The organism is Streptomyces sp. Je 1-369 (assembly GCF_026810505.1).
GTDB lineage: Bacteria > Actinomycetota > Actinomycetes > Streptomycetales > Streptomycetaceae > Streptomyces.
This window is the reverse complement of record NZ_CP101750.1, coordinates 1,309,448-1,333,736: the sequence shown is the minus strand read 5'-3', so window position 1 is coordinate 1,333,736 and position 24,289 is coordinate 1,309,448. Positions and strand designations below refer to the sequence as shown.

Below are 24,289 nucleotides of genomic sequence, written 5' to 3'. Positions count from 1 at the left end.
CCGGAGGACCGGCGTCACGGCTGGTGTGCGGCGCCGGTGTCCGCGTCGTGCTCGAAGGCGTGGCGCAGGCGCAGCAGGCCGCGACGGGCGTGGCTCTTGACCGTGCCCAGGGGCCAGCCGGTGACCACGGCGATCTGGGGCTGCGTGAGGTCGTCGTAGAACGCCAGGCGCAGGACCTTGCGCTGCGGCGGTGGCAGACGGGCCAGTTCGTGCTCCACGAGGACCTGGTCCAGCACGCCGTCCAGGGAGGGCGACTCCGGGGTGCGCACCGCGAGTGCCGCGCCCACCGCGTCGACCAGGGCGGCCCGGCGGCTGCGCGCGGACAGGGCGTCGGCGACCTTGCGCCGGGTGATGCCGATGAGCCAGCCCGCGAGGGTGCCGCGGCCGGGGGAGTAGCCGGCCCGCCCGCGCCAGGCGGCGATGAACACCTGCTGCGTCACGTCCTCTGCCTCCCGCGCGTCCCCGAGCGAACGCCGGGCGACGCAGTGCACCAGCGCCGACCACCGCTCATGGACGACGGCCAGGCACGCCTCGTCCCCCGCCACGAAGCCGGTGGCCAGGTCCTCCTCGTCCCGGCCCGCCGCGCGGCCCGGCAGGGGGGCGGGAACGCTCTCGGTGACCGGGACCGGTCGGCTGGCGATCATGTGCGGCTGCTCCTTCTGCCGAGCGGCCGCTTCTTCCGTCCCGGGGTGGTCCGTGGCGGGCGGGCGGCCTGGCGCCGATCCTTCGCGCGGGCGGACGGACGAGCAACGTGCATCGATTCCGCGTCGTATTCCTGCGTCGTACGTTGGGGGCATGAACGATTCAGCGGCCGCGCTGACCTCGGGCGCCGTCGCCCGGCGCCTGGGCGTCTCACCGACCACGCTGCGCAGCTGGGACCGCCGCTACGGCCTGGGTCCCGCGGCCCGCACGCAGGGGCGCCACCGGCGGTGGACGCCCGAGGACATCGCGGTGCTGGAACACATGTGCAGGCTCACGGCCGGTGGCATCCCGCCCGGTGAGGCGGCACGCCTTGCGTCGGAGGGCTCCCGGGCGCCCTCGGAGAAGGCACCCGGGGAGTCCGGGGTGCCGCCCACCCGCCCGCGCCGCCGCGACGCCAGCACCGTCCTGCCCCTCAGCGACGTACGCCAGGAGTGCCGGGGCCTCGCCCGCGCCGCGGTCCGCCTCGACGCGCAGGAGATGCAGAGCAGGCTCGACTCGCTGGTCGGCGAGCACGGCCTCGTACCCGTATGGGAAGAGGTCATGGTGCCCACGCTGCGGGCGGTGGGACGCAAGTGGGAGCTGTCCGACGACCGTTACGTGGAGGTCGAGCACCTCCTGTCCTGGCACATCTCGACCACCCTGCGCAGCGCCCCCCTGCTCCGCCCGCGCACCGCACCGCTCCTCGACACCTCGCCGGTCCTGCTCGCCTGCATGCCGGACGAGCAGCACACCCTGCCCCTGGAAGCACTCAACGCCGCCCTCGGCGAGAAGGGCGTCCCCACCCGCATGCTGGGCGCCGCCGTGCCACCGGAGGCACTCGTCGCCGCCGTACGGCGCACCGGGCCATCGGCCGTCGTGCTGTGGTCACAGGCCCGCTCCACCGCGGGCGAGGCCGTCGCCCGCCGCGTGGCGGCCATGGAGTGGGGGCCCGCGGGGGCCCGCCGGCGCGCCCTCGTCCTGCCCGCGGGACCGGGCTGGGGCCGGACCACGCGCACCGGGCCCGCCCGCGTCGGCAACCTGCGGGACGCCGTCACCCTGCTGAGCACGCCCCACCCCGGGTAGGGGAGTCACCGCGGCGTCCGTCACCGGCGATTCGCGCGCGGTCGCTGCATCCAAGGGGCGATCCCGTACGGAATGCTGGGCATGGGCATGGGCGGACGACCGGCGAGGGGCTTCATGCAGGACGCGGACATCGCCATCGTGGGGGCCGGTGCGGCGGGCCTGTCGCTCGCCCACCGCCTTGCCGTCGACCGCCCCCGCGGCCCGATGCCGTCGGTGGTCCTGATCGACGCCCCCGCAGGACCGCTGAGGCCCGCGGAGCGCACCTGGTGCTTCTGGGAGGAGCCGCACGGCGAGTTCGACACCGCCCTGACCGCCGTCTGGGACACCCTGCGCGTCCGCGCCCCGGACGGCACCGCCGTCACCGCCTCACCCGCCCCACTGCGCTACAAGATGCTGCGTTCCGGTGCCTTCGAGTCCCTCGTCGGCGACCGCCTCGCCGACGAGCCGAACGTGGCACGCCTGGAGGCGGTGGTCGAGGAGATCCACGACGCCGGCGACGGTGCCGAGGTCCGCACGCGCACCCCCGACGGGAAACCCCTGTCGCTGCGCGCCCGGTGGGTGTTCGACTCGCGCCCGTCCAAGGTCCTGCCGCCCGGCCGCACCACCCTGCTGCAGCACTTCCACGGCTGGTTCGTCACCACCGACCGGCCCGCCTTCGATCCGCAGGTGGCCGACCTGATGGACTTCCGCACGCCCCAGCCCCCGCACGGCCTCTCCTTCGCCTACGTACTGCCCACCAGCCCGCACCAAGCCCTGGTCGAGTACACGGAGTTCTCCCGCCAGGTCCTCGACGACCAGGCTTACGACCGGGCCCTGACGCGGTACCTGACGGACGAACTGGCCCTCGGCGCCCACGACGTCGTCCGCGTGGAACACGGCGTGATCCCCATGACCGACGCACGCTTCCCGCGCCGCGCGGGCCGCTCCGTCTTCCGTATCGGCACCGCGGGCGGAGCGACCCGTCCCTCGACCGGGTACACCTTCGCCGCCATCCAGCGACAGACCCGCGCCATCGCCACCGCCTACCACCGCGGCCGCACCCCGCTCCCGCCGCCCGCGCACTCGGCACGGTCACGGGCGATGGACGCCGTACTGCTGCGGGCCCTGGACACCGGCCGGGTGAACGGCGCGTCGTTCTTCACCCGCCTCTTCCGCGAGGTCCCCACGGAACGGCTGCTCCGCTTCCTCGACGGCCGCACCAGCATGCGCGAGGACTGGACGATCGGGCTGCGCACCCCCGTGGCCCCCATGCTGCGTACGGCGGCAGAACTGCCCCGGCTGCCCAAGTACCGTGCCCCCGCCCCCGCCCCACGGCCCGGACGTCCGGCCGAACGGAAAGAGAACTGAGATGACCGTGCTGCGCGACGACACCCTGTCCGCCGCGTTCGACCACGCAGCCCGCACCTACGACCGGCTTGTCGCGGCCAACCCCGGCTACCACGCCCACCTGCGCCGCTCCGCCAGGCGGCTGCGGCTCCCGGACGGCGGCGCCGGACTGCGCCTGCTCGACCTGGGCTGCGGCACCGGCGCCTCCACCGCGGCCCTGCTCAGCGCCGCCCCGCTGGCCGAGATCGTCGCGGTCGACGCGTCGGCGGGCATGCTGGAGCGCGCCCGGGCCAAACCCTGGCCGCCCTCCGTGACGTTCGTGCACGCCCCCGCCGAACGGCTCGGACAGGCGGGCGTGGAGGGGCCCTTCGACGCGGTCTTCGCCGCCTACCTCTTCCGCAACCTCGCCGACCCGGACGCCGTACTCGCCGCGGTCCGCGCGCTGCTCGCCCCGCACGGCCGCCTCGCCGTGCACGAGTACACCCTCAGCGGGCGCCTGACGGACCGCCTGGTGTGGACGGCAGTCTGCAAGGCGGTGGTGCAGCCCGCGGGCACCCTGTCCGGCGACGCGGCCCTCTACCGGCACCTGTTCCGCAGCGTCTCCGGCTTCGACACCGCCGACGCGTTCGCCGCACGCACCCGCAGAGCGGGCTTCGACCGCGTACGTGTCCTGCCGATGCCCGGCTGGCAGACCGGCATCGTGCACACCGTGCTGGCCGCGGCCGACGGATCCGGCGGGGCCGCCCGATGAACCCGAACGTCTCGGAGCAGCCGTACGCGGCGCCCCGCCGCGGCCGCGACCGCCGCGCCCGGGTGTGGCACGGACCGACCGGACTCGCGCGCGTACCGCGGGGCGAGACGCGCACCACGGCCGTCGTGGGCGGCGGCCTCGCCGGTCTCGCCGCCGCCACGGCCCTGGCCGAACGCGGCGTCCACGTCACCCTGTACGAACGCGAATACCAACTGGGCGGCCGCCTGGCGGGCTGGCCCATCGAGCTCGCCGACGGCTCCACGGCGACCATGACCCGCGGCTTCCACGCGTTCTTCCGCCAGTACTACAACCTGCGCGGCCTGCTGCGCCGGGTCGATCCGGGACTGACCACGCTGACCGGCCTGCCCGACTATCCGCTGCGGCACAGCGCCGGATTCCAGGACAGCTTCGCGAAGGTGCCGCGCACCCCGCCGTGGAGCGCACTCGGCTTCGCCGCGCTGAGCCCCACGTTCGGCGGCCGCGACCTGGCCCGGATGAACCCGCGCGCGGCCCTGCCCCTGATGGACGTGCGCGTCCCCGAGACCTACCGGCAGCTCGACGGCACCAGCGCGCGCGAGCTCCTCGAACGCATCCGGTTTCCCGAAGCCGCTCACCACCTGGCCTTCGAGGTGTTCTCCCGCAGCTTCTTCGCCGACCCACGCCTGCTCTCGGCCGCCGAACTCGCCCTCATGTTCCACATCTACTTCCTCGGCTCCAGCGAGGGCCTGCTCTTCGACGTACCGCAGGAACCCTTCCCGACGGCCTTCTGGGAACCCCTTTCCGACTACCTCATGGGCCACGGCGTCGACATCCGCACCGGGCACGCCGTGGAGAGCGTGCGGCCGGTGCCGGGCGGCGGGTTCCGCGTCAGCACCGAGGACGGCGGAGCGCAGTACGACACCGTGGTGCTCGCACTCGACACGACGGGCCTGCAGCACGTCGTCGCCCGCTCGCCCCGCCTCGCCGACCGCCGGTGGCGCGAGCGGATCATGCGGCTGCGCACCGCACCGCCCTTCCTCGTCTCCCGCCTCTGGCTCGACCGTCCCGTGGCCGCCGATCGCCCGGGGTTCATGGGCACCAGCGGATACGGGCCGCTGGACAACGTGAGCGTCCTCGAACGGTGGGAGGGCGAGGCGTTGCGCTGGGTCGCGCGCACGGGCGGCTCGGTCGTCGAACTGCACGCGTACGCGGTCGACCCGGGCGCCGACCGGACGGCGGAGCAGGAACGTTTGCGGGTGCAGCTGCAACGCGTCTACCCCGAGACGCGCGACGCCAAGATCGTGGACGAGCGGCACGAATGGCGTGCCGACTGCCCGCTGTTCGCGGTCGGCGGCTACGAGGACCGGCCCACCGTGCACACCGCGGACCCGGCCCTGACCGTCGCGGGCGACCTGGTACGCACCGACCTGCCGGCCGCCCTGATGGAGCGCGCCGTGACCACGGGGTTCCTCGCGGCGAACGCACTGCTGGAACGCTGGGGGCTGCACGGCCAGACACTGTGGTCGGTCCCCGACCGGGGGCGGGTCGGGGCGCTGCGGGCACTCAACCGGCTGCTCGGCACGTAGGAGCCCGGGCTCCGCCCGGTTCAGAGCCTGTGTCATAACCCCGGCCGGGTGGTCGACGCCTGGCACGCCCTCCCTCCCCCAAGGCCTTAAAGGCCAGGGGGGACCCCCATGCCGCGTTGCCGAACCGCCCAGGTAGCTCCGCTACCAGGACGCTCCGGCGCCTTGCGATCGCACGCACCAGACGACGCCCACTGATCCGACCGGGGTTATGACACAGGCTCTCAGCCCGGGAACCGGCCCGTGCTGCGCAGGGTCCAGCGGCGTTCCGCGTACGCCAGGTCGTCGCGCCACAGCCGGGCCGCCGCCGCCCTCATGAGCGGCCGCAGCGCGGGCCCGGCGGCCCTGGCGGCGAGGAAGCCGGGGCGCCCGGACGTGGCGATCACCGCTTCGACGACCGCGGTACGAGGGTTCCCCGCCCGGTCCGTGCCCAGGGGCGTCGCATGGGTCTCCACCACGGAACCCTCGCCCTCGCCCCGCGTGATGTGCATGACGACGGTACGGGGCTCCGGTGCGGTGAAGACCGCCCGCACCGGTACGACCGCGCGCCCCGCCACCTTGAACGACACATCGACGGTGAACGCGTCCTGCCGCGGGTCGTCCCCGTCGTCGTCCGCGACGGGGGCCACGGTCAGATCGACGAAGGAGTACGGGTGGAACCACGCGCCGTGCCAGGGGTCGAGCCGGTTGGCGACGACGTCCTCCGGCTCGCAGCGCCCGGCCACCGTCAGCACGGCCGCCACGCTCTCCGCCGGGCCGGGACGCCACGGCAGCACCGGCCGGTCCAGGGGCTCTTCGCCGCCGACGTCGTCGAGCCTGACCCAGACCAGGACGCCGTCGTCGAAGGCCGGATAAGGACTCCAGCCCGCGAACGGCGCCCCGTCCAGGGACATGCCGTGCCAGTGACAGATCAACGTGCCGCAGCGCACCGGACTGTCCTTGAGCGGCGCGCCGAGGTGCGGACAGGCGCCCGGGCCCGCCCGCAGCGTTCCCGCGGCGTCACGCCACAGGACGACCTCCCGCCCCGCCACCGTGCGGCCCAGCGGACGGTCGTCCCTGAGCTGCCGGGTCGCGCCCACCACGTACCAGTTGCCGGACGGACGGCCCTGGGCACGCTTCAGCGCGGCGGCGATCACCGCGGGCCGGGCCTCCCGCCACGTCGGGCGCTGGTCCTCCCAGGCGACGGGCCGACGGCGCAGCCGCAAGGGATAGCGGCTCATACCGGCTCCTTCCGTGAGCGCGGGGTGTACGTGCCGTGGTGCGGGGGCGCGGCTTCGGGCGGGGCGGGCGGCAGCGCGGGGGCGCCGGCCGGCCGGTGCCGCAGGCGTGCGGCGGCCACCCGGGCGAGGCCGTCGCAGGCGACCGCGGCGCGGCGGCGGCGGGAGACGGCCGCCCGCCGGTGCAGGACGGCGTATCCGTCGTCGGCGATCGCGTCCAGGATCGCGCCGTACAGCACGAAGGCGGTGCGGATGCAGGGGCGCGCGACGGGATCGAGCATGGCGAGGCCCGGGGCCGCGGTGGCGTAGACGCCGCGGGTGAAGGCGGCCGCCTCCTTCAGGGCCTCGGTGACTCTGGGGTCCCCGCGCCCGGTGGTGCGGCTCCAGTGCAGCAGCGCGCGGTCGACGCCGTGTGCCGCGAGGAGTTCCTGGGGCAGGTAGATCCGGCCGCGGTCGAGGTCCTCGCCCACGTCCCGCAGGAAGTTGGTGAGCTGGAAGGCGACTCCGAGGGCGGCGGCGTGCGGGGCGGCCTCGGCGCGGGGGACGACGGTGCCGAGCACGGGCAGCATCTGCAGGCCGATGACAGCGGCGGAGCCGTGCATGTACCGCTCCAGATCGCCGTAGGTGGGGTACTCGGTCACTTCGAGGTCCTGGCGCATGGACGTCATGAAGTCGCTGAAGTGCCGCGGGTCGATGGCGTACCGGCGGGCGGTGTCGGCCAGCGCCGTCACGACGGGTTCGCCGCTCTTCCCGGTCCGCATCCCCCGGTCCAGCTGGCCCTGGAGCCGCCGCAGCGCCAGGGAGCGTTCGGCGGGTGCGGTGGTGACCTCCAGGTCGTCGACGATGTCGTCGGCCCAGCGCGCGAAGCCGTACAGGGCGTGCACGGCGGGCCGCCGTTCGAGGGGCAGCAGCCGGGTGGCCAGGAAGTACGTCTTGCCGTGGCGGGCGTTGAGACGTCGGCAGTGGCCGTACGCGGCGCGCAGCGCGGGATCGGTGATCGCCGCGGCGTCCAGCTCCCGGCCGCTCATCGGCTCACTCCCGTGATGCGCGCGGCGGCCAGCTTGCCGGAGATCAGGACCGTGGGCACGCCCACACCGGGTGTGGTGCCGCAGCCCGCGAGGACCGCGTTGTCCGTGCCCCGTACGAGGTTGCGGGGCCGGAAGGGCCCGGTCTGCGGGAAGGTGTGGGCGGCGGAGAACGGGGTGCCCGCCGCGTGTCCTTGGCCGGTCCAGTCCGCGGGGGTCACCATGCACTCCTCTTCGATCGCCGCCCCGATCCCGGCGAGTCCGCGCCGCTCGAGGACGGCGAGGAGGCTGTCGCGGTAGCGGGGCGCGAGGTCGGTCCAGTCCCGGGCGGCGGGGCCGATGTCGGTGTTGGGGCAGGGGGCGAGCACGTAGTGCAGATGGCGTCCGTGGGGCGCGAGGGAGGGGTCGGTGGCCGTCGGCCGGGTGATGAGCAGGGACGGGTCGGACATGAGCTTCCCGGTGCGGGTCAGTTCGTCGAAGGTCTGCTTCCATGCCGACCCGAAGGAGATCGTGTGGTGGGCCAACTGGGGCCAGGTGCGGTCGGTGCCGAGGTGCAGGACCACAGCGGACGGCGAGTGCCGCAGCGGGTTCGGGCGGCGTGGGGCGCGGCCCAGGAGTCCGTACGCGACGGGGAGGTCCGGGGTGAGGACCACCGCGTCGCAGGGGACCCGGCCGTGGTCGGTGACGACGGCCGTGATCCGGGAACCGGACCGCTCCAGACGCTCGACCGTGTGCCCGTACCGGACGTCGGCGCCCGCGTGTTCGGCGGCGGCCGCCATGGCGCGCGGCAGGGCGTGCATGCCGCCGCGCGGGAAGTGGACCCCGGCGACGGTGTCCATGTAGGCGATGACCGCGTAGGCGGCGAGGGCGCGGGCGGGTGGCACGCCCGCGTACAGCGCCTGGAAGGAGAAGACCCGCCGCAGCCGCTCGTCGGGGAGGAACGAGGCGATGCGCGCGTCGAGGCGTCCGAAGCCGCCGAGGGCGGCGAGCCGGGCCAGGTCGGGGGTGAGGAGTTCCAGCGGGGAGTCGAAGTTGGTGTCGATGAACCGGCGCATCTGGAGCTCGTAGAGCCGCGTCAGCCAGGCGCGCAGCCGCCGGTACCCCACGGCATGCCGGGCCCCGGCGAACCGTTCGATCTCGGCTTCCATGGCCTCGGCTCCGGTGTGGACGTCCAGGGAGCTGCCGTCGGCGAACGCGGCCCGGTAGGCGGGGTGCAGCGGCACGAGGTCGAGGCGGTCGCGCAGGCTCTCGCCCACCGCGGCGAAGGCGTCCTCGACGAGTTCCGGCATGGTCAGGACCGTCGGCCCGGTGTCGATCCGGTAGCCCGCGCGCTCCATGAGCCCGGCCCGGCCGCCCGGTTGGTCGGCCCGTTCGACGAGCGTGACCGTACGGCCGGAGCCCAGCAGATGCAGGGCGGCGGACAGGCCCGCGAGCCCGGCGCCCACGATCACCACATGGTCGGTCCGGCCAGGGATGGTCCTCATCGGCTCCCGCTCTCGGTCCAGGGAAGGTGCAGCGCGGCCGTCGCACCGGTCCCGGGCAGACCGGCCACGCGGCAGAACAGTTCGTGCAGCCGCCGGTCGGCGTGGGGGACCAGGGCGCCGGAGGCGAGGTGGCGGTGCGCCTGGTGGACCAGCCGGCGGATCTTGTCCTCGACGATCCCGCGGGCCCCGGTCGTCACGAACGCCTCCCGCACCCCGCGCACGTCGTCCTCGTCCAGGTCGGCCCTGCCGGTACAGCGGTCGAGCAGCGCCAGCACGTCGTGGTCCGCCGCGGCCTCGGCCCGGGCGGCCGCCACCGCCAGGAGGTACGTGCCCTTGCCGTCGCGAATGTCGTCCCCCGAGGGTTTGCCGGTCTCCCCGGGCTCGCCGAACACGCCGAGGAGATCGTCCCGCAGCTGGAAGGCGATTCCGGCGCAGCGACCCGCCGAGCAGAGTGCTCCGGTCGTCGCCTCGTCGGCTCCGGCGAGCGCCGCTCCGAGGGCCAGCGGGCGTTCCACCGAGTACAGGGCGGTCTTGAGCACGGCAGTCCGCACGGCTCCGGTCACCGACCGGGAACGGGTGGCCTGCCCCTGGAGGTCCAGGTACTGGCCCGCGACCATCTCCGCGCGCATGGCCCGCCACAGTCCGCGCACCCGGGGCGCCCGCACCGCGTCCAGGCGGGTCGCGGCGACCACGTCGTCGGCCCAGCTGAGTGCCAGGTCACCGGCGAGGATGGCGGCGGCCGCCCCGAAGCCCTGTCTCCCGTGCGGGCCGTACTGGTTCTGGAGATCCACGTGCACGGCGTCCCGGCCCCGGCGCAGGGGTGAGCCGTCCATGACGTCGTCGTGGACCAGGGCGCACGTCTGGATGAGTTCGAGCCCCGCGGCCAGGCGCAGGGCCGCGTCCGCCTGACCGGGTCCGGCGCCTCCCGCACACGCCCGAAGGCCCCACCACAGGAACTGCGAGCGGATGCGTTTGCCGCCGCGCAGGGTGAACCGGGCCACGCGGTCCGCGATGTCCTCGGCGAACGTGGGGTCGATGGCCCTGGCTTCCTCGAGCCGTCCGTCGAGGACGCCCTCCAACGTACGGTGCACCGCGGCGGACACGTCGGCGTCGATGTCGCACGCGCTCGCACCGTCCAGGGTGTCCTGCCTGGTCCCCTCCGCGGGTCCCGAGAGCATGGCGCGTCCTCCCACCGTGACACTTGATCGATACGGGTCACAGAACGCTTCGGGCGCCGGGGGTCTCTCGGATGCACCCGCGCGGCACCTACCGACCGTCACCGGGACGGCGCGGGCGGCGCCGGTGGGCGCGCGGTGTGCGAACGTGTCCAAATCCGTGGCCAAGGCCATGGAACTGGCCATTCGGCCGCTGTTCCGGGGGCGAAATTGCGTCAGCCGTCCGGCGCCCCACGCGGTGGCGCCGACTCCGGGTCGTCATCGCCCGGGCGGTCGGGAGCCCCTATCGCCGCTGGTCACAGCGCGTGTCCTGACCGTTACAGAGACGCGGGTGTTCACCGAACGGTTGATCCGGTCTCAAAGGTCGAGCACAAATTCCACACATGGCCTCTCCATACCCGTCCCCATGCTCTAGATTGTCCGTGCTTCAGCTGTTCGGGTGCGAGGCGGCTATAAATCAGCAATAGTCCGGCGTTGCGGACAGTGAGTGATCGCGTGCCGACGCCGTACGTGGGGGTGATCAATTTCCTGGGGCCCGGGGCGGGCTTCGGGTGCGGGGAGCGCCCGGGGTTCGGACGGGTTCCGGTATCGGTTCGTGATTCCGGCAGGACGAGTGTGTCCTTTGCCGCTGGGGTGGGTTGTTCACAAGCGCTGAATTGTGCGGAATGCCGTGCGCGTGGGGCGTGCGCTTTCCGCGGGGAGGAACAGCGCGGCGCGGGAGGCGGGGGTCTCCCGGGGGAGGACCAGTGCGGGAGGCGGGGGTCTCCCGGGGGGGAGGGGCAGTGCTGGGCGAACACGTCGAACCACTGGGGACCTGGGGGGTTCTGTGCGGCAGGGGGGATTAGTCAGCCCGTTTCCGTCGGCGCGAGGGCGTCTGACGAACGGGGCGATCAGCCAGCCCACAACGGAATGGGAGCAGCGGTACCGGCGTACCGTGATCATCAGCGATACCCTGGCCACCGCCTTTGTGGTGGCTGGAATAGGTATCTTCTTCGGGGCCCGGGACGCAGCCAACTGGCATGAAAAGTGGGGCATTCTCGCATTCGGCACCGAACTCCTGGTGCTGGGCGCATTGGCGGTCAGCCGTGCGTGGGCTCCGTCCGTTCTGGGACAGGGCGCCGAGGAATTCAGGCGCCTCGGACGCTCACTCTTCACCGCGGTAGTCGTCCTGGCGCTCGGCGGAATCGCTCTCACGTCACGCAACATCAAACTCTGGATCTTCGTGGCGATCCCCGCGATCGGGCTCGTCACCATGACCGCGCGGTATCTGCTGCGCCTGCGGCTGCACAAGCGGCGGCAGGACGGACGGTGCCTGCGGCCGGTGCTCGCCGCCGGCAGCCCGGCCACCGTGCGCGACCTGATCACCCGGGCCCGCAAGCTCCCGCACCTCGGCTGGCGCGTGGAGGCGGTGTGCACGGCGGACGGCATCGGACCCGACGGTGACCATCTCGACGGAGTGCCGATCGTCGGCGGGCTCGCGGACGTCGCGAACCACGTCCGCCGCGACGGCTACCGGGTCGTCGCGGTCACCCCGGACCCGCACTGGTCACCGGACCGGCTGCAACGGCTGGCCTGGAACCTGGAGGGCAGCGACGCCGAAATGGTCGTGGCCCCCGTCCTGATGGAGGTGGCGGGACCGCGGCTGCACGTCGACGCGGTGCTCGGCATCCCGCTCCTGCGGGTGAGCATGCCGACCTTCACCGGGGGCCGCCGGGTGGTCAAAGGCATCGTCGACCGGCTTGGCGCGGCGGTCCTGCTGCTCCTGTTCGCGCCGCTGATGGCCCTCGTCGCGATGCTCGTCCTCGCGGACAGCCGGGGCGCCGCGCTCTACCGCCAGCGAAGAGTCGGCAAGGACGGCCGCGAGTTCACCATCTTCAAGTTCCGCACCATGGTCACCGGGGCGCACAAGGCACGCGCCCAGCTGGCCGAACACAACGAAGGCGCGGGACTGCTCTTCAAGCTCCGCAGGGACCCGCGGGTCACCCGGGTGGGGGCGGTGCTGCGGCGGTACTCGATCGACGAACTCCCGCAGCTGTTCAACGTACTCACCGGATCGATGTCGCTCGTCGGGCCGCGGCCACCGCTGCCGGAGGAGTCCGCCGCGTACGGCCCGGACATCAGGCGGCGGCTGCTGGTCAAGCCGGGCCTGACCGGTCTGTGGCAGATCAGCGGGCGCAGCGACCTGCCGTGGGAGGAGGCGGTCCGCCTCGACCTGCGGTACGTGGAGGACTGGTCGCTCGCCCTCGACACAGTGATCTTGTGGAAGACGCTGCGCGCGGTGATCCACGGCCAGGGGGCCTACTGATGCACGGGGACCGGCGTCCGGACAGGGCGCGTACAGCAGGCCGGGACAGCCGGCCTGGGGGGAGTAACCAGTCATGAAGGTCAGCGTTTTCGGGCTCGGCTACGTGGGCTGCGTGTCGGCCGCGTGCCTGGCCGGCAAGGGGCACGAGGTCATCGGCGTCGACGTGAACCAGGTGAAGGTCGACCTGGTCAACGACGGCAAGGCCCCGGTGGTCGAGGAGCGGATCGGCGAGCTCACCGCCGAGGTCGTACGGACCGGGGCGTTACGCGCCACCGCCGACGTCCGCGAAGCGATCATGGACAGCGAGGTGTCGCTGATCTGTGTGGGCACGCCGTCGGAGGCCAACGGCAGCCTGTGCACCACGTACTTGGAGCGCGTCACCGAGGAGATCGGCATCGCGGTCGCCGAGCGGGGCGGACGGCACACCGTCGTCTTCCGCAGCACCATGCTCCCGGGCACCTGCCTCAACCTGCTCGTGCCCATCCTGGAGAAGCACATCGGCGGCACGGCCGGAGTGGACTTCGGGGTCGCGGTCAACCCGGAGTTCCTGCGCGAGGGCACGAGCGTCCGGGACTTCTTCGACCCGCCCAAGACCGTCATCGGCGAGCTCGACCCGGCGAGCGGCGACGCGGTGGCGGCGCTGTACGAGGGCCTGCCCGGCGAGGTGTTCCGGGTGCCGGTGCCGACGGCCGAGGCGATCAAGTACGCGGACAACGCGTTCCACGGCCTCAAGATCGGCTTCGCCAACGAACTGGGCGCCGTGTGCCAGGCCCTCGGCGTCGACTCGCACCAGGTCATGGACGTGTTCATGGCCGACCGCAAACTGAACATCAGCCCCGCCTACCTGCGGCCGGGATTCGCCTTCGGCGGCTCCTGCCTGCCCAAGGACCTGCGCAGCCTGGTCCACGCCGCGCAGCGCGCCGACGTCTCGGTGCCCATCCTGTCCCACGTACTGCCCTCCAACGCCGACCACCTGCAGCGCGCGGTCGAGCTGGTCGAGCGCACCGGCAAGCGCCGGGTGGGAATGTTCGGGCTCTCCTTCAAGCCCGGCACCGACGACCTCCGCGAGAGCCCGCTCGTCGAGCTGGCGGAGAGACTCTTCGGCAAGGGGTACGACCTGCGGATCCACGACGCCAACGTCAGCCTCTCGCGGCTGATCGGCGCCAACCGCGAATACATCGAGACCCGGTTGCCGCACCTCGCGCAGCTGCTCGCCGACTCCGTCGACGACGTACTGGAGCACGCCGAGGTGTGCCTGGTCGGGACCAAGGACCCGGCCGTGCTTTCGGCGCTGCCCCATGGCGAGGGACCGGTGCTCATCGACCTCATCCACCTTCCCGACGCCGACGCGCGCCGGACCGAACCTGGGTACGTGGGCCTTGCTTGGTAATGCAATACGTGACGACCGGCCCCGCCGGCGCGCGCTGATCCTGGTGGAGAACCTGTCGGTGCCGTTCGACCGGCGGGTGTGGCAGGAGTGCACGACGCTCCGCGACGCGGGATGGACGGTGCACGTCATCTGTCCCCAAGGCACCAAACGGGACACGGAAGCGGAGGTGGAGATCGACGGGGTGCGGATCCACCGCTACCCGTTGCGCGCCGCCACCGGAGGTCCCGCGGGCTATCTGCGGGAGTACGGATCGGCGCTGTGGCACACGGCACGCCTGATCCGCAAGGTCGGCCCGGTCCACGTGGTCCACGCCTGCAACCCGCCGGACCTGCTGTTCCTGCCGGTCCAGTGGCTGACGCGGCGCGGCGCCCGGTTCGTCTTCGACCAGCACGACCTGGTGCCCGAGCTGTACCTCTCCCGGTTCGACCGCGGCGAGGACCTCCTGTACCGGGGCGTGTGCGCGCTGGAACGGATGACCTACCGGGCCGCCGACATCGTGCTCGCCACCAACGAGAGCTACCGGGACGTCGCGGTGAGCCGCGGCGGCAAGCGGCCGCAGGACGTCTTCGTGGTGCGCAGTGCGCCCCAGGTCGACCGGTTCCAACCGGTGCCGCCGGAGCCGGAGTTGAAGAACGGCAAACCCCATCTGCTGTGCTACCTCGGCGTCATGGGGCCGCAGGACGGCGTCGACTACGCCCTGCGGGCCCTCGCCAAGCTCCGCGACGAGCTCGGCAGGACCGACTGGCACGCGGTGTTCGTCGGCTCCGGCGACGCCTTCGACGCGATGGTGGAGCTGTCCGAGCAGCTCGGGCTCTCCGACCAGGTGCAGTTCACCGGCCGAATACCCGACGCCGACCTGGTGCGCTACCTGTCCACCGCGGACGTCTGCCTCTCGCCCGACCCGCACAACCCGCTCAACGACGTGTCGACCATGAACAAGGTCCTCGAGTACATGGCGATGGGCCGCCCGATCGTCTCGTTCGACCTGCGCGAAGCCCGCGTCTCCGCCGGTGACGCCGCCGTCTACGCGCCCGCCAACGACGAGGCGCAGTTCGCGAAGCTCATCACGCAGCTGCTCGACGACCCGGAGAAGCGCGCCCACATGGGCGCCGTCGGCCAGGAGCGGATCACCGGCCGGCTCTCCTGGCAGAACTCCCAGAAAGAGCTGCTCGCCGCCTACGAAGCCGCCTGCCGCGGACGCACCGCGGCGCCGAGAGCCGCCCCGGGACGCCAGGGGAGGAGGCGGCACCGTTGAGCGACGAAACGATACGACTGGCCACGATCGGCCAGGTCCTGCGCCGACGGTGGCGGCTCCTCGCGGTCCTCACCCTGGTGGGCGCACTCGTCGGGTACGGCGCCTCCGTGGTGCTGTTCCCGCCCCGGTACACGGCAGTGGCGTCCGTACTCCTGCCGGGGCAGTGGGAGGAGCGCGAACTCCTCACCCAGGCACAGGTCGCGACCAGCTCATCGGTGGTCGACCGCGCGGCCGCCGAGCTCCAGTGGAAGGGCGTCGGCGCCACCGAGCTCAAGAGCAAGGTGAGCGCCAAGGCCACGAACGGAAACATCATCAAGATCTCGGGTACGGCAGAGAGCCCGGAGCGCGCACAGCAGCTCTCCGACCGCATGGCACAGGAGTTCGTCACCTTCTCCGCACGGCTCACGGGCGGCAACACCGACACCGGCGCGGAGACGGGCCCCGAGGCCCTGCGCAAGAAGGTGGAGGCGACCAACCGCCGCATCAGCGAACTCGCCGACGCGGCCGACCCGGGACAGACCGTGGAAGGCGTACAGGCCCGCACCTCCCTGGAGAAGCTGCGTGCCTCGCTGGAGGAGGCCATGAAGAAGCTGGACCAGGCCGAGACCGTGTCCAGCAAGGCCGGCATGGTCGTCATGGGATCCTCGCCCCGGCCGACCGGCGTGGCACCGCCGACGCGCACCCAGCTCATGGCAGGCGGGGCGCTCCTCTTCCTGGTGTCCGCCGTCATCGGCCACCTCGCCGCCGCCCGCACCAACCGCAGGCTTCGCACCGAATCCGAGATCGCCGCGGCGCTGCGCTCCGAGTTGCTCGGCACCGTCGACGTACCCGACGAAGGGCGCGCGCACCGGCCGGACAGCGGCGGCCCACGGGCCATGATCCGCCGGTTCCTCGACCTCGACACCCGCTGGGACACACCGGCCCCGCAGCGGTCCGCCGACGAGGCGGGCCGGCGGATCCGCTACCGGCGCGTGTGCGCCCGCCTCCGCAGCACACTTCCCGCCGCCCGGCGGCTGCTCGTCGTCGTGCCCGAAGGCGACGAGGTCGCCCACCGGGCCGCGGGGCAGCTCGTCGCCGAGGCCGCGAGCGATCCCTCCGCGACCGGCGCGAACCGGGGATACCCCGTGCTGCGCGTGGTGGAGGTCCCGGTGGTCAGGCCGGTGGTGCCCGACAGCGGCGCCGAGTCCGGCGCCCTGATCGTGCTCAGCGCGGGCAACTGGACCGCCGCCGAGCTCGGCGGCATCGCCGAGGCGTGCGCGGACGGCAGGCACCAGGTCGTCGGCGTCGTCGTCGCGGGCGCGGTCCGTGCCCGCCAGGACCGCCCGGCCGACCAGCCCCCGGAGAAGGCCACCCTGGCCCTCGCCGGCCGCGGCAACGCGACGGGAGGCCAGGCGTGACGACGAACCCGAGCGCGGACGCCCCGGCGCCCACTCCACTCTTCGACCTGCACTCCCTGGTGGTGTCGGTGCGCAGGCGCCGCCGCCTCTGGTGCTCGCTGGCGCTCCTCGGACTGCTGATCGGCGCGGCCCTCGCCGTCCTCATGCCGCCCCCGCCGAGCGCGGCGACCAAGGTCCTCGTCGTGCACCAGGAGGACCAGCCCAACGACACCGGCACGCTGATCCGTACCGACGTCGAGATCCTGGGGACCACCCGGATCGCGGGCAGGGCCCTGGCAGCCCTCAAGTCCGCCGAGAAGCCCGAGGACTTCCTCCAGGACTACCGGGGCACCGGCCTGACCAACAACCTCCTGCGGATCGACGTGACGGCGAAGAGCGACGCCGACGCGGTCGCCCGGGCCAAGGCCCTGGCGGACGCGTTCGTCGCGGACCACGTACGGCGGATGCAGGCGGCGGCGAAGGCCGAGGCCAAGGCGCTGCGCGACCAGCGCGACCGGATGCGGGACGAGCTCAAGGAGGTCAACGCGTCGATCGGTGACAGGTCGCCGGAGACCGACCCGCAGGACTCGGCCAGCATCGAGTCCCTCTTCTCCCGCCGGGCCGAACTCACCTCGCGCATCGCCGACTACGACCAGCGCGCCGAAGAAGCGCAGATGGGCACACCCAAGATCATCGCCGGTACGCAGATCGTGGACGCTCCGCGCGCCGTGCCGCAGTCGCTGCCCAAGTCGGCCGCCACCAAGGCCGCGATCGGACTCGTCCTCGGACTCGTCCTGGGCCTCGCGCTGGCCGCCGTCACCTCGGTGGTGGCCGACCGCCCCGTGCTGCGCCGCGAGATGGCGGCGAACCTGGGCGCCTCGGTCATCGCGGAACTGCCGCGCGTTCCGCGCCGCCCGGCGGGGCGGTGGCAGCTCAAGCGCACCCGGGTGGCACGCGAACGGCTCGCCGCTTCCCTGGCCCGCACCGCGCGCGGCTCCAGAGAACCGGTGTCCCTGCTGGAACTGGGGTGCGCGCGCACCACGAGCGCGATCGCCCTGGACGTCGCGGGGGTCCTCGCGGCGGAAGGGCCCGTCATCGTCATCGACGGCCTGCCCGGCTCGGAGCTCGCCGACAGCCGCCGCGTTCCCGGAGACGTGACCGTCGTCGGCGGCGAGCGCGCCGCGACCGTGTCGCACCAGGCGCGCCGCATCGGCGTCGGCTCCATCGCGCCCGGCACGGCGTGGACCGACCTCCAGTACCTGGGCAGCCGGACCGTGCTCGTCGTACGGGCCGGACACGGCAGCACCGCATGGCTGCACACCGTGGCACGACAACTCGCCGACCAGCGCATCCCGGTGGTCGGTGTCGTGCTGATCGACCCCGACCCGCGCGACCGGACCGACGGCACGCTGTGGGACGGACTGCACACCGCGCTGCGAGGCCCTCATGAGCGGCCGCCCCGGCAGAACGGGACGGGGCAGCCGCGGAGCGAAAGGCCGTCGGTACCGGCCGCACGGGTCCCGTACAGCGACCAGGAGGCCAGGTAAGACATGTGTGGCATCGCAGGAACGTACCGATGGCCCGACGGCAAGGCGGTGACCGACCGGCTCACCGACGTCCTCGCCCACCGCGGCCCCGACGGGTCGGGCAGGTACAGCCACCCGGCCGGTGACGGCGAGGTGCACCTCGGGCACCGCCGCCTGGCCATCATCGACCTGTCCGAGACCGGCGCCCAGCCGATGGTCTCGGACGGCCTCTCCCTCACCTACAACGGCGAGCTGTACAACGCGCCCGAGCTCCGCGCCGAACTCACGGGCGCCGGGGTGCGCTTCCGCGGCACCTCCGACACGGAGGTGCTCCTCGAGGCCTGGCGGCGCTGGGGCACGGACTGCCTGCCCCGGCTGCGCGGCATGTTCGCGTTCGCCGTCTTCGACGAGCGCACCGGCGAACTGGTGCTCGCCCGCGACCAGCTCGGCATCAAGCCGCTGTTCCTGCTGCGGCGCGGCGGGGGCATGGTGTTCGCCTCCGAGCTCAAGGCGCTCGCCGCCGTGACCGGCGGATCACTGGAGGTCGACCACGCGGCCCTGGTGGCCTCGCTCCTCTACTACTGGGTGCCCGACTCACGGTGCGCGTTCCGCGAAGCGGAGAAGCTGCCGCCGGGGAGCTGGCTGCGGATCCGGCCCGACGGCCGGGAGGAGCGCGGCAGATACTGGAACCTGAAGGACGTCGCCGCCGAGGGCCGGGAACGGGCCCGCAGCGGTGAGCGGCCCGACCTGGCCGCCATCGTCGAGGAGTCGACCCGCCGGCACCTGCTCTCCGACGTGCCCGTGGCGACCTTCCTCTCCGGCGGCCTCGACTCCAGCTTCCTGACCGCGCTCGCGGCCCGTCACCAGCCCGGAATCTCCGCCTACACCATCGGATTCCGCGCCGCCGACGCCAAGTTCGAGGCGATGCCGGACGACCTGCGCTACGCCCGGCAGGTCGCCCAGCGGTACGGCGTCGATCTGCACGAGATCGAGATCGCCCCGAACGTCCTCGACCTGCTCCCGCAGATGACGTACTCCCTGGACGAGCCGATCGGCGACCCCGCCGCGATCAACACCTTCCTGATCTGCTCGGCGGCCCGGGACGCCGGCGTCAAGGTGATGCTCTCCGGGATGGGCGCCGACGAACTGTTCGCCGGGTACCGCAAGCACCTGGCCAACCTGCTGGCCCTGCGCTACCAGCGCGTCCCGCGGCCGCTGCGGCGCGGGGTGTCCGGTGTGGTGGACCGGCTGCCGGTCGCCACGGCCCGCCGGGGCTACCGCTCGGTGCGCTTCGCCAAGCGGTTCCTCTCCTTCGCCGACCTGCCGGAGGAGACCGCGTTCCGGCGCAGCTACACCATGTACGACCAGGATGAACTGCTCGCCCTCGTCGACCCGGACCTGGCGGGGACCGTCGGCGACGTGCTGACCGAGCACGCGGACGTCTACCAGGACAACGACCTGGACGACCACGTCAACCGCATGTGCCTGACCGACACCCGGATGTTCCTGCCGGGCCTCAACCTCGCCTACACGGACCGCTCCAGCATGGCCGCGTCGACCGAGGTGCGCGTGCCGTACGTGGACGTCGACGTGGTCAGGGCGGCGTTCACCGTGCCCGGCGACCGCAAGATCGTCGGACGGCAGGGCAAGGCCGTCCTCAAGGAGGCCGCCACCTCCATCCTGCCCAAGGAGATCGTCTACCGGCCCAAGGGCCTGTTCAGCGCGCCGCTGCGGGCCTGGATGAGTCGGGACCTGGCGCCGCTGGTGCGCGAGGTCGTCAACGACGGCGTGCTCGTCAACTCCGGGATCCTGCGCCGCGACGCGCTGGCCCGCATGGTCGCCGAGGACGCCGCGGGGCAGCGGGACTTCTCCAAGCATCTGTGGCATGTGCTGACCCTCGAGTACTGGTACCGCGGCGCTGTCTCCGGCTCCGGCCGGAGCCAGGCGGCCTGAAACACGTAAAACAAGAGGAGCTCGGGTGAAACAGGTTGTGCAGAACTACAAGAGCGGCGAACTGGCGCTGCTCGACGTGCCGGCACCGGGGTGCAAGCCCGGCGGTGTCCTGGTGCGCAGCGCCTACTCGCTGATCTCCACCGGAACCGAGCTCATGAAGGTGTCCGAGGCCGGCATGTCGATGGTGGGCAAGGCCCGCTCCCGGCCCGACCAGGTGGCCAAGGTCATGCAGAGCGTCGCCACCAACGGCGTGCCCGCCACCTACCGCAAGGTGATGGGCAAGCTCGACTCCTACACGCCGCTGGGCTACTCGCTGTGCGGCGTGGTCGAGCAGGTCGGCGACGGGATCGACGACGTGGCCGTCGGCGACCTCGTGGCCTGCGCGGGCAACGAGCACGCCCTGCACGCCGAAGTGAACTGGGTGCCCAAGAACCTCTACACCCCGGTCCCCGACGGCCTCGCGCCCCGGCACGCGGCCTTCGGCACCGTCGGTTCGATCGCGATGCAGGGCGTACGCCAGGGCGCACCGCAGCTCGGCGAGGTGGCGCTGGTCATCGGCCTCGGCCTGATCGGACAGCTCGTCGCGCAGCTCCTCACCGCCTCCGGGGTCCGCGTCGTCGGGGCCGACCCCGACCCCGCGCGCTGCGAGCTCGCCGAGAGCCTGGGCGCCGCGGCCTGCGGCGACCCCGCGTCCGCCGCCGTGGAGGCCGCCGTCGCCGAACTCACCGGCGGCCACGGCGTCGACCAGGTGTATCTGGCCGCGGGCGGCGGCAGCAACCAGCCCGTCGAGCTCGCCGCCCACCTGTGCCGCGACCGCGGGCGGGTCGTCGACATCGGCAAGTGCCGCCTGGACCTCCCGTGGAACGCGTACTACGAGAAAGAGCTCGACGTCCGCTTCTCCCGCAGCTACGGACCGGGGCGCTACGACCCGTCGTACGAACTGGAGGGCCGCGACTACCCGATCGGCTACGTCCGCTGGACCGAGCGACGCAACCTGGCGTGCTTCCTCGACCTCGCCGCCCGCGGCAGCGTCGACGTGGAGCCCCTCATCTCCCACATCGCCGACTTCGGCGAGGCCGTGGAGACGTACCAGAGCCTGAAGGACGGCGACCTCAAGGCCGTCGCCGTGCTGTTCCGCTACCCCGAGCAGACGGCGGAGGCTGGCGAAACGGCGGCTCCGGCGGTGACCGTGCCCGCGGTGAAGCTGAGCGGCGGCGGGACGTCGGCCCCGGCCCGCGCCATCAAGTCGCCGGTGCGCCTCGCGTTCGTCGGCGCCGGGAACTACGCGACGTCGATGCTGCTGCCCCACCTGACCGGGCGCGACGGCGTCGAGCTGTCGACCGTGGTCACCACGACCGCGCTCTCCGCCGCCAACGCCAAGCGGAAGTTCGGCTTCACCGAGGCGACCACCGACCTCGACGCCGTGCTCGGCGACAAGTCGATCGACGCGGTCTTCGTGGTCACCCGCCACAGCTCCCACGCCGACCTGACCAAGAAGGCACTCCACGCGGGCAAGGCGGTCTTCGTGGAGAAGCCCCTGGCCCTCGGCGAGGACGAACTCGCCAGTGTGCTCAAGGCGGTGGAGGAGTCCGGGAACGACCGGCTGCAGGTGGGCTTCAACCGCCGGTTCTCCCCGCTGCTGCGCGAGGCCAAGAAGCGGTTCGGCGCCCGGACGGGACCGGCCAACGTCCGCTACCTGGTCAACGCGGGCCGGCTGCAGCACGGCAGCTGGTACCTCCGGCAGGGCAGCGAGGGCACCCGGTTCGCCGGTGAGGGCGGGCACTTCATCGACACGGTGAGCTGGCTGCTCGATGCCGACCCGACATCCGTGTACGCGCTCGCCACCCCCGGCAACGACGACCTCCAGGTCGTCCTGCGCTACCCCGACGGGTCCACCGCCACCATCAGCTACGTGACCTCGGGACCGTCCAGCCTCCCCAAGGAGACACTGGACCTGGTCGCCGACGGCAAGGCGCTGCGGCTCGACGACTTCGTCCGCGCCTCCGTGTACGGCAGCAAGCGGTGGGTCAGCTCCCGGCTGCCCAAGGCCAGGGACAAGGGCCAGGAAGCCGAACTGGCCGCGTTCGTCAGGGCCGTGCGCACCGGCGCCCCGATGCCGGTGCCGCTGACGTCCCTGGCCGCCACCACCGCGGCCACCCTCGCCGTGCGGACCGGCCTGGCCGGTGGCGCGCCGGTGACGCTGGCGGGCGCCGAATGAGCATGAGCGCGGGCTGGTACCTGCGACGGCTCTCCCGGATGGGGCCGCGGGAGGTCGGCGGCCGGGCCGGTGACGTCGTGCGCAGGCGGCGCTGGCGGTCCGCGCCGCCCGCCTGCCCGCGCCCCGCCGACGCCCGGTTCACCGCGGTACTGCCCGCGGGGACCCTCGGCGCCGTGCCGCCGGAGGCCGCCGAGCGGCTCGTCGCCGAGGCGGACCGGCTGATGGCCGGGCACGCCGAGTTCTTCGGCGTGGTCCGCGACGACCTGGTGGACCCGGACTGGTGGTACGACCCGAAGACCGGGCGCCGCGCCCCGTGGGGCTACGCCTTCGACGTGCCGTACCGCGACGAGGACGCGGTCGGCGACATCAAGCAGATCTGGGAGCCGTCCCGGCACCAGTACCTCACCGTGCTCGCCGCGGCCTACGCGGTCACCGGGGACGAGCGGTACGCGGAGCGGGTGGCCGAGCACCTGCGGTCCTGGTGGGCGGCGAACGCGCCGTTGCGCGGGGTGCACTGGATCAGCGGCATCGAGCTGGGCATCCGGCTCCTTTCGTGGGTGTGGGTCCGCAGGCTGCTCGACGACTGGCACGGCGCGGCCGACCTGTTCGAGAACAACCCGGTCGCGGTCAACCAGATCTGGCACCACCAGCGCTGGCTCGCCGCCTTCCCCAGCCGCGGCTCCTCGGCGAACAACCACGTCGTCGCCGAGGCCGCCGGACAGCTCGCCGCGTCCTGCGCGTTCGCGTGGTTCCCCACCTCGGCGCGCTGGCGCGACGGCGCGCTGCGGTCCCTGGAGCGGAACCTGCGCGGCAACACCTTCCCCTCCGGCCTCAACCGCGAGCTGGCGAGCGAGTACCACGGACTCGTCCTGGAACTCGGCCTGGCCGCGGTGGCCGAGGCGGACGCCGCCGGTGTCGCCGTGCCCACGACCGTACGACTCGTGCTGCTGCGCATGACCGACGCGCTCGCAGCCGTCGTCGACAACCGGCTGCGGCCGCCCCGCCAGGGTGACGCGGACGACGGGCACGGACTCGTCGTGGACGGCCCCGGCACCGACCGCTGGGCCTCGCTCCTCGCCACCGGCGACGCCGTGTTCGGCCGCCTCGACTGGTGGCCCGAGGTGCCGGAGTCCGACGTGCGCACCCCGCTCCTCGCGGCGCTCATCCGCCCGTACGCAAAGAACGACACCCCGCGGCGCGTGACCCGCCCGACGAGCCGCCCCGCCCACTTCGCCGACGCGGGCATGACCATCCTGCGCGGCCCGGAGAAGATCTGGTGCCGCTGCGACGGCGGCCCGCACGGCTTCCTCTCCATCGCCGCGCACGCCCACGCCGACGCGCTGTCCGTGGAGGTCAGGCACGACGGGATCGACGTGCTCGCCGACCCGGGCACGTACTGCTACCACGGGCAGCCCCACTGGCGGCAGTACTTCCGCTCCACCCTCGGCCACAACACCCTGCAACTGGACGACGCCGACCAGTCCGTCTCCGGCGGCCCGTTCCTGTGGACCAAGCACGCCCGCACCCACGTCCTGGTCGCCGACACCTCCGGCCGGAACGTGGCCCGCTGGTGCGCCGAACACGACGGCTACCGGCCCGCCGTGCACCGCCGCCGAGTCGAACTGGCAGCGCGTGAGCAGGAGGTGCGGATAACCGACGAGGTGCACGGTCCGCACCGGACCGTGCGCCTGGCGTTCCACCTCGGACCGGCGATCACCGCGGAGCTCGACGGAAACCGGGCCGCGCTCACCTGGGTCCGCGACGGCGAGGACCGCTCCGCCGTGCTGGAGCTGCCCGGCGACCTGCACTGGCGGGCGCATCACGGCGAGAGCGACCCCCCACTCGGCTGGTACTCCGCCGGGTTCGGGCGCAAGGAACCCGCCACCACGCTCGTCGGCACCGGAGCATCCGCCGACGGCGTGCGGGGATTCACCTCCGTACTCAGGTTCCAGGGCTAGGGGG

At 73.0% G+C, this 24,289-nt stretch carries 17 protein-coding genes; 12 read left to right on the top strand and 5 right to left on the bottom strand.

What is annotated here, in order from left to right; translation table 11 throughout:
• Positions 1-14 precede the first annotated feature (14 nt).
• A complete protein-coding gene (locus tag NOO62_RS06115) occupies positions 15-644 on the bottom strand; it encodes a sigma-70 family RNA polymerase sigma factor (protein ID WP_268769887.1) in 630 nt (209 codons plus the stop codon).
• Positions 645-795: 151 nt separating this feature from the next.
• On the opposite strand from NOO62_RS06115, the gene NOO62_RS06110 reads away from it, so the two are divergent.
• The 4 genes from NOO62_RS06110 to NOO62_RS06095 all read left to right on the top strand — a co-directional run bounded on the left by NOO62_RS06110 (position 796) and on the right by NOO62_RS06095 (position 5,406).
• The gene (locus NOO62_RS06110) at positions 796-1,764 is read left to right on the top strand and encodes a MerR family transcriptional regulator (protein ID WP_268769886.1); all 969 of its coding nucleotides are present in this window, start codon (positions 796-798) and stop codon (positions 1,762-1,764) included.
• 114 nt (positions 1,765-1,878) lie between these two features.
• Positions 1,879-3,111, top strand: coding sequence for a lycopene cyclase family protein (locus NOO62_RS06105; protein ID WP_268775485.1), 1,233 nt, complete (start codon positions 1,879-1,881; stop codon positions 3,109-3,111).
• Between the two features lies 1 nt (position 3,112).
• A complete protein-coding gene (locus NOO62_RS06100; RefSeq protein WP_268769885.1) occupies positions 3,113-3,841 on the top strand; it encodes a methyltransferase domain-containing protein in 729 nt (242 codons plus the stop codon).
• Positions 3,838-5,406 (top strand): FAD-dependent oxidoreductase, encoded by a 1,569-nt coding sequence (locus NOO62_RS06095; protein ID WP_268769884.1) that lies wholly within the window; start codon positions 3,838-3,840, stop codon positions 5,404-5,406. Before NOO62_RS06100 ends, NOO62_RS06095 begins: the two co-directional genes overlap by 4 nt.
• 221 nt (positions 5,407-5,627) lie before the next feature.
• Here the strand turns inward: NOO62_RS06095 and NOO62_RS06090 are convergent, their stop codons facing one another.
• Genes NOO62_RS06090 through NOO62_RS06075 form a run of 4 tightly spaced genes read right to left on the bottom strand, consistent with a single transcriptional unit; the run spans position 5,628 to position 10,307 of the window.
• Positions 5,628-6,623, bottom strand: a complete 996-nt coding sequence (locus NOO62_RS06090) for a DUF5914 domain-containing protein (protein ID WP_268769883.1) — start codon at positions 6,621-6,623, stop codon at positions 5,628-5,630.
• Complete coding sequence (locus NOO62_RS06085; RefSeq protein WP_268769882.1) at positions 6,620-7,648, bottom strand: phytoene/squalene synthase family protein; 1,029 nt, start codon at positions 7,646-7,648, stop codon at positions 6,620-6,622. Before NOO62_RS06085 ends, NOO62_RS06090 begins: the two co-directional genes overlap by 4 nt.
• The gene (locus NOO62_RS06080; RefSeq protein ID WP_268769881.1) at positions 7,645-9,129 is read right to left on the bottom strand and encodes a phytoene desaturase; all 1,485 of its coding nucleotides are present in this window, start codon (positions 9,127-9,129) and stop codon (positions 7,645-7,647) included. The genes NOO62_RS06085 and NOO62_RS06080 overlap by 4 nt, the downstream gene beginning before the upstream one ends.
• Entirely contained in the window at positions 9,126-10,307 is a 1,182-nt protein-coding gene (locus NOO62_RS06075; RefSeq protein WP_268769880.1) for a polyprenyl synthetase family protein, read from the bottom strand. Before NOO62_RS06075 ends, NOO62_RS06080 begins: the two co-directional genes overlap by 4 nt.
• A gap of 823 nt (positions 10,308-11,130) precedes the next feature.
• Between NOO62_RS06075 and NOO62_RS06070 the strand changes: the two genes are divergently transcribed.
• From NOO62_RS06070 to NOO62_RS06035, 8 genes are all read left to right on the top strand, one after another.
• Positions 11,131-12,609, top strand: coding sequence for a sugar transferase (locus NOO62_RS06070; RefSeq protein ID WP_268769879.1), 1,479 nt, complete (start codon positions 11,131-11,133; stop codon positions 12,607-12,609).
• Positions 12,610-12,682: 73 nt separating this feature from the next.
• Positions 12,683-13,999, top strand: a complete 1,317-nt coding sequence (locus NOO62_RS06065) for a nucleotide sugar dehydrogenase (RefSeq protein ID WP_268769878.1) — start codon at positions 12,683-12,685, stop codon at positions 13,997-13,999.
• Entirely contained in the window at positions 13,989-15,254 is a 1,266-nt protein-coding gene (locus NOO62_RS06060; RefSeq protein WP_268769877.1) for a glycosyltransferase family 4 protein, read from the top strand. Before NOO62_RS06065 ends, NOO62_RS06060 begins: the two co-directional genes overlap by 11 nt.
• Positions 15,251-16,651: a Wzz/FepE/Etk N-terminal domain-containing protein gene (locus tag NOO62_RS06055; RefSeq protein WP_268769876.1), complete on the top strand. Its 1,401-nt coding sequence runs from the start codon at positions 15,251-15,253 to the stop codon at positions 16,649-16,651. Before NOO62_RS06060 ends, NOO62_RS06055 begins: the two co-directional genes overlap by 4 nt.
• Positions 16,648-18,177 carry a Wzz/FepE/Etk N-terminal domain-containing protein gene (locus NOO62_RS06050; RefSeq protein WP_268769875.1) on the top strand — a complete coding sequence of 510 codons (1,530 nt, stop codon included), beginning with the start codon at positions 16,648-16,650 and terminating at the stop codon, positions 18,175-18,177. Before NOO62_RS06055 ends, NOO62_RS06050 begins: the two co-directional genes overlap by 4 nt.
• Before the next feature lie 3 nt (positions 18,178-18,180).
• Positions 18,181-20,109 (top strand): asparagine synthase (glutamine-hydrolyzing), encoded by a 1,929-nt coding sequence (asnB, locus tag NOO62_RS06045; protein ID WP_268769874.1) that lies wholly within the window; start codon positions 18,181-18,183, stop codon positions 20,107-20,109.
• Between the two features lie 25 nt (positions 20,110-20,134).
• Positions 20,135-22,327 carry a bi-domain-containing oxidoreductase gene (locus tag NOO62_RS06040; RefSeq protein WP_268769873.1) on the top strand — a complete coding sequence of 731 codons (2,193 nt, stop codon included), beginning with the start codon at positions 20,135-20,137 and terminating at the stop codon, positions 22,325-22,327.
• Positions 22,324-24,285: an alginate lyase family protein gene (locus NOO62_RS06035; RefSeq protein ID WP_268769872.1), complete on the top strand. Its 1,962-nt coding sequence runs from the start codon at positions 22,324-22,326 to the stop codon at positions 24,283-24,285. Before NOO62_RS06040 ends, NOO62_RS06035 begins: the two co-directional genes overlap by 4 nt.
• Positions 24,286-24,289: the final 4 nt, after the last annotated feature.

Coding starts and splice junctions, on each gene's coding strand:
- NOO62_RS06095 (WP_268769884.1), top strand. CDS start 3,838: ATGAACCCGAACGTCTCGGAGCAGCCGTACGCGGCGCCCCGCCGCGGC.
- NOO62_RS06100 (WP_268769885.1), top strand. CDS start 3,113: ATGACCGTGCTGCGCGACGACACCCTGTCCGCCGCGTTCGACCACGCA.
- NOO62_RS06035 (WP_268769872.1), top strand. CDS start 22,324: ATGAGCATGAGCGCGGGCTGGTACCTGCGACGGCTCTCCCGGATGGGG.
- asnB (WP_268769874.1), top strand. CDS start 18,181: ATGTGTGGCATCGCAGGAACGTACCGATGGCCCGACGGCAAGGCGGTG.
- NOO62_RS06080 (WP_268769881.1), bottom strand. CDS start 9,129: ATGAGGACCATCCCTGGCCGGACCGACCATGTGGTGATCGTGGGCGCC.
- NOO62_RS06085 (WP_268769882.1), bottom strand. CDS start 7,648: ATGAGCGGCCGGGAGCTGGACGCCGCGGCGATCACCGATCCCGCGCTG.
- NOO62_RS06090 (WP_268769883.1), bottom strand. CDS start 6,623: ATGAGCCGCTATCCCTTGCGGCTGCGCCGTCGGCCCGTCGCCTGGGAG.
- NOO62_RS06065 (WP_268769878.1), top strand. CDS start 12,683: ATGAAGGTCAGCGTTTTCGGGCTCGGCTACGTGGGCTGCGTGTCGGCC.
- NOO62_RS06075 (WP_268769880.1), bottom strand. CDS start 10,307: ATGCTCTCGGGACCCGCGGAGGGGACCAGGCAGGACACCCTGGACGGT.
- NOO62_RS06115 (WP_268769887.1), bottom strand. CDS start 644: ATGATCGCCAGCCGACCGGTCCCGGTCACCGAGAGCGTTCCCGCCCCC.
- NOO62_RS06105 (WP_268775485.1), top strand. CDS start 1,879: ATGCAGGACGCGGACATCGCCATCGTGGGGGCCGGTGCGGCGGGCCTG.
- NOO62_RS06110 (WP_268769886.1), top strand. CDS start 796: ATGAACGATTCAGCGGCCGCGCTGACCTCGGGCGCCGTCGCCCGGCGC.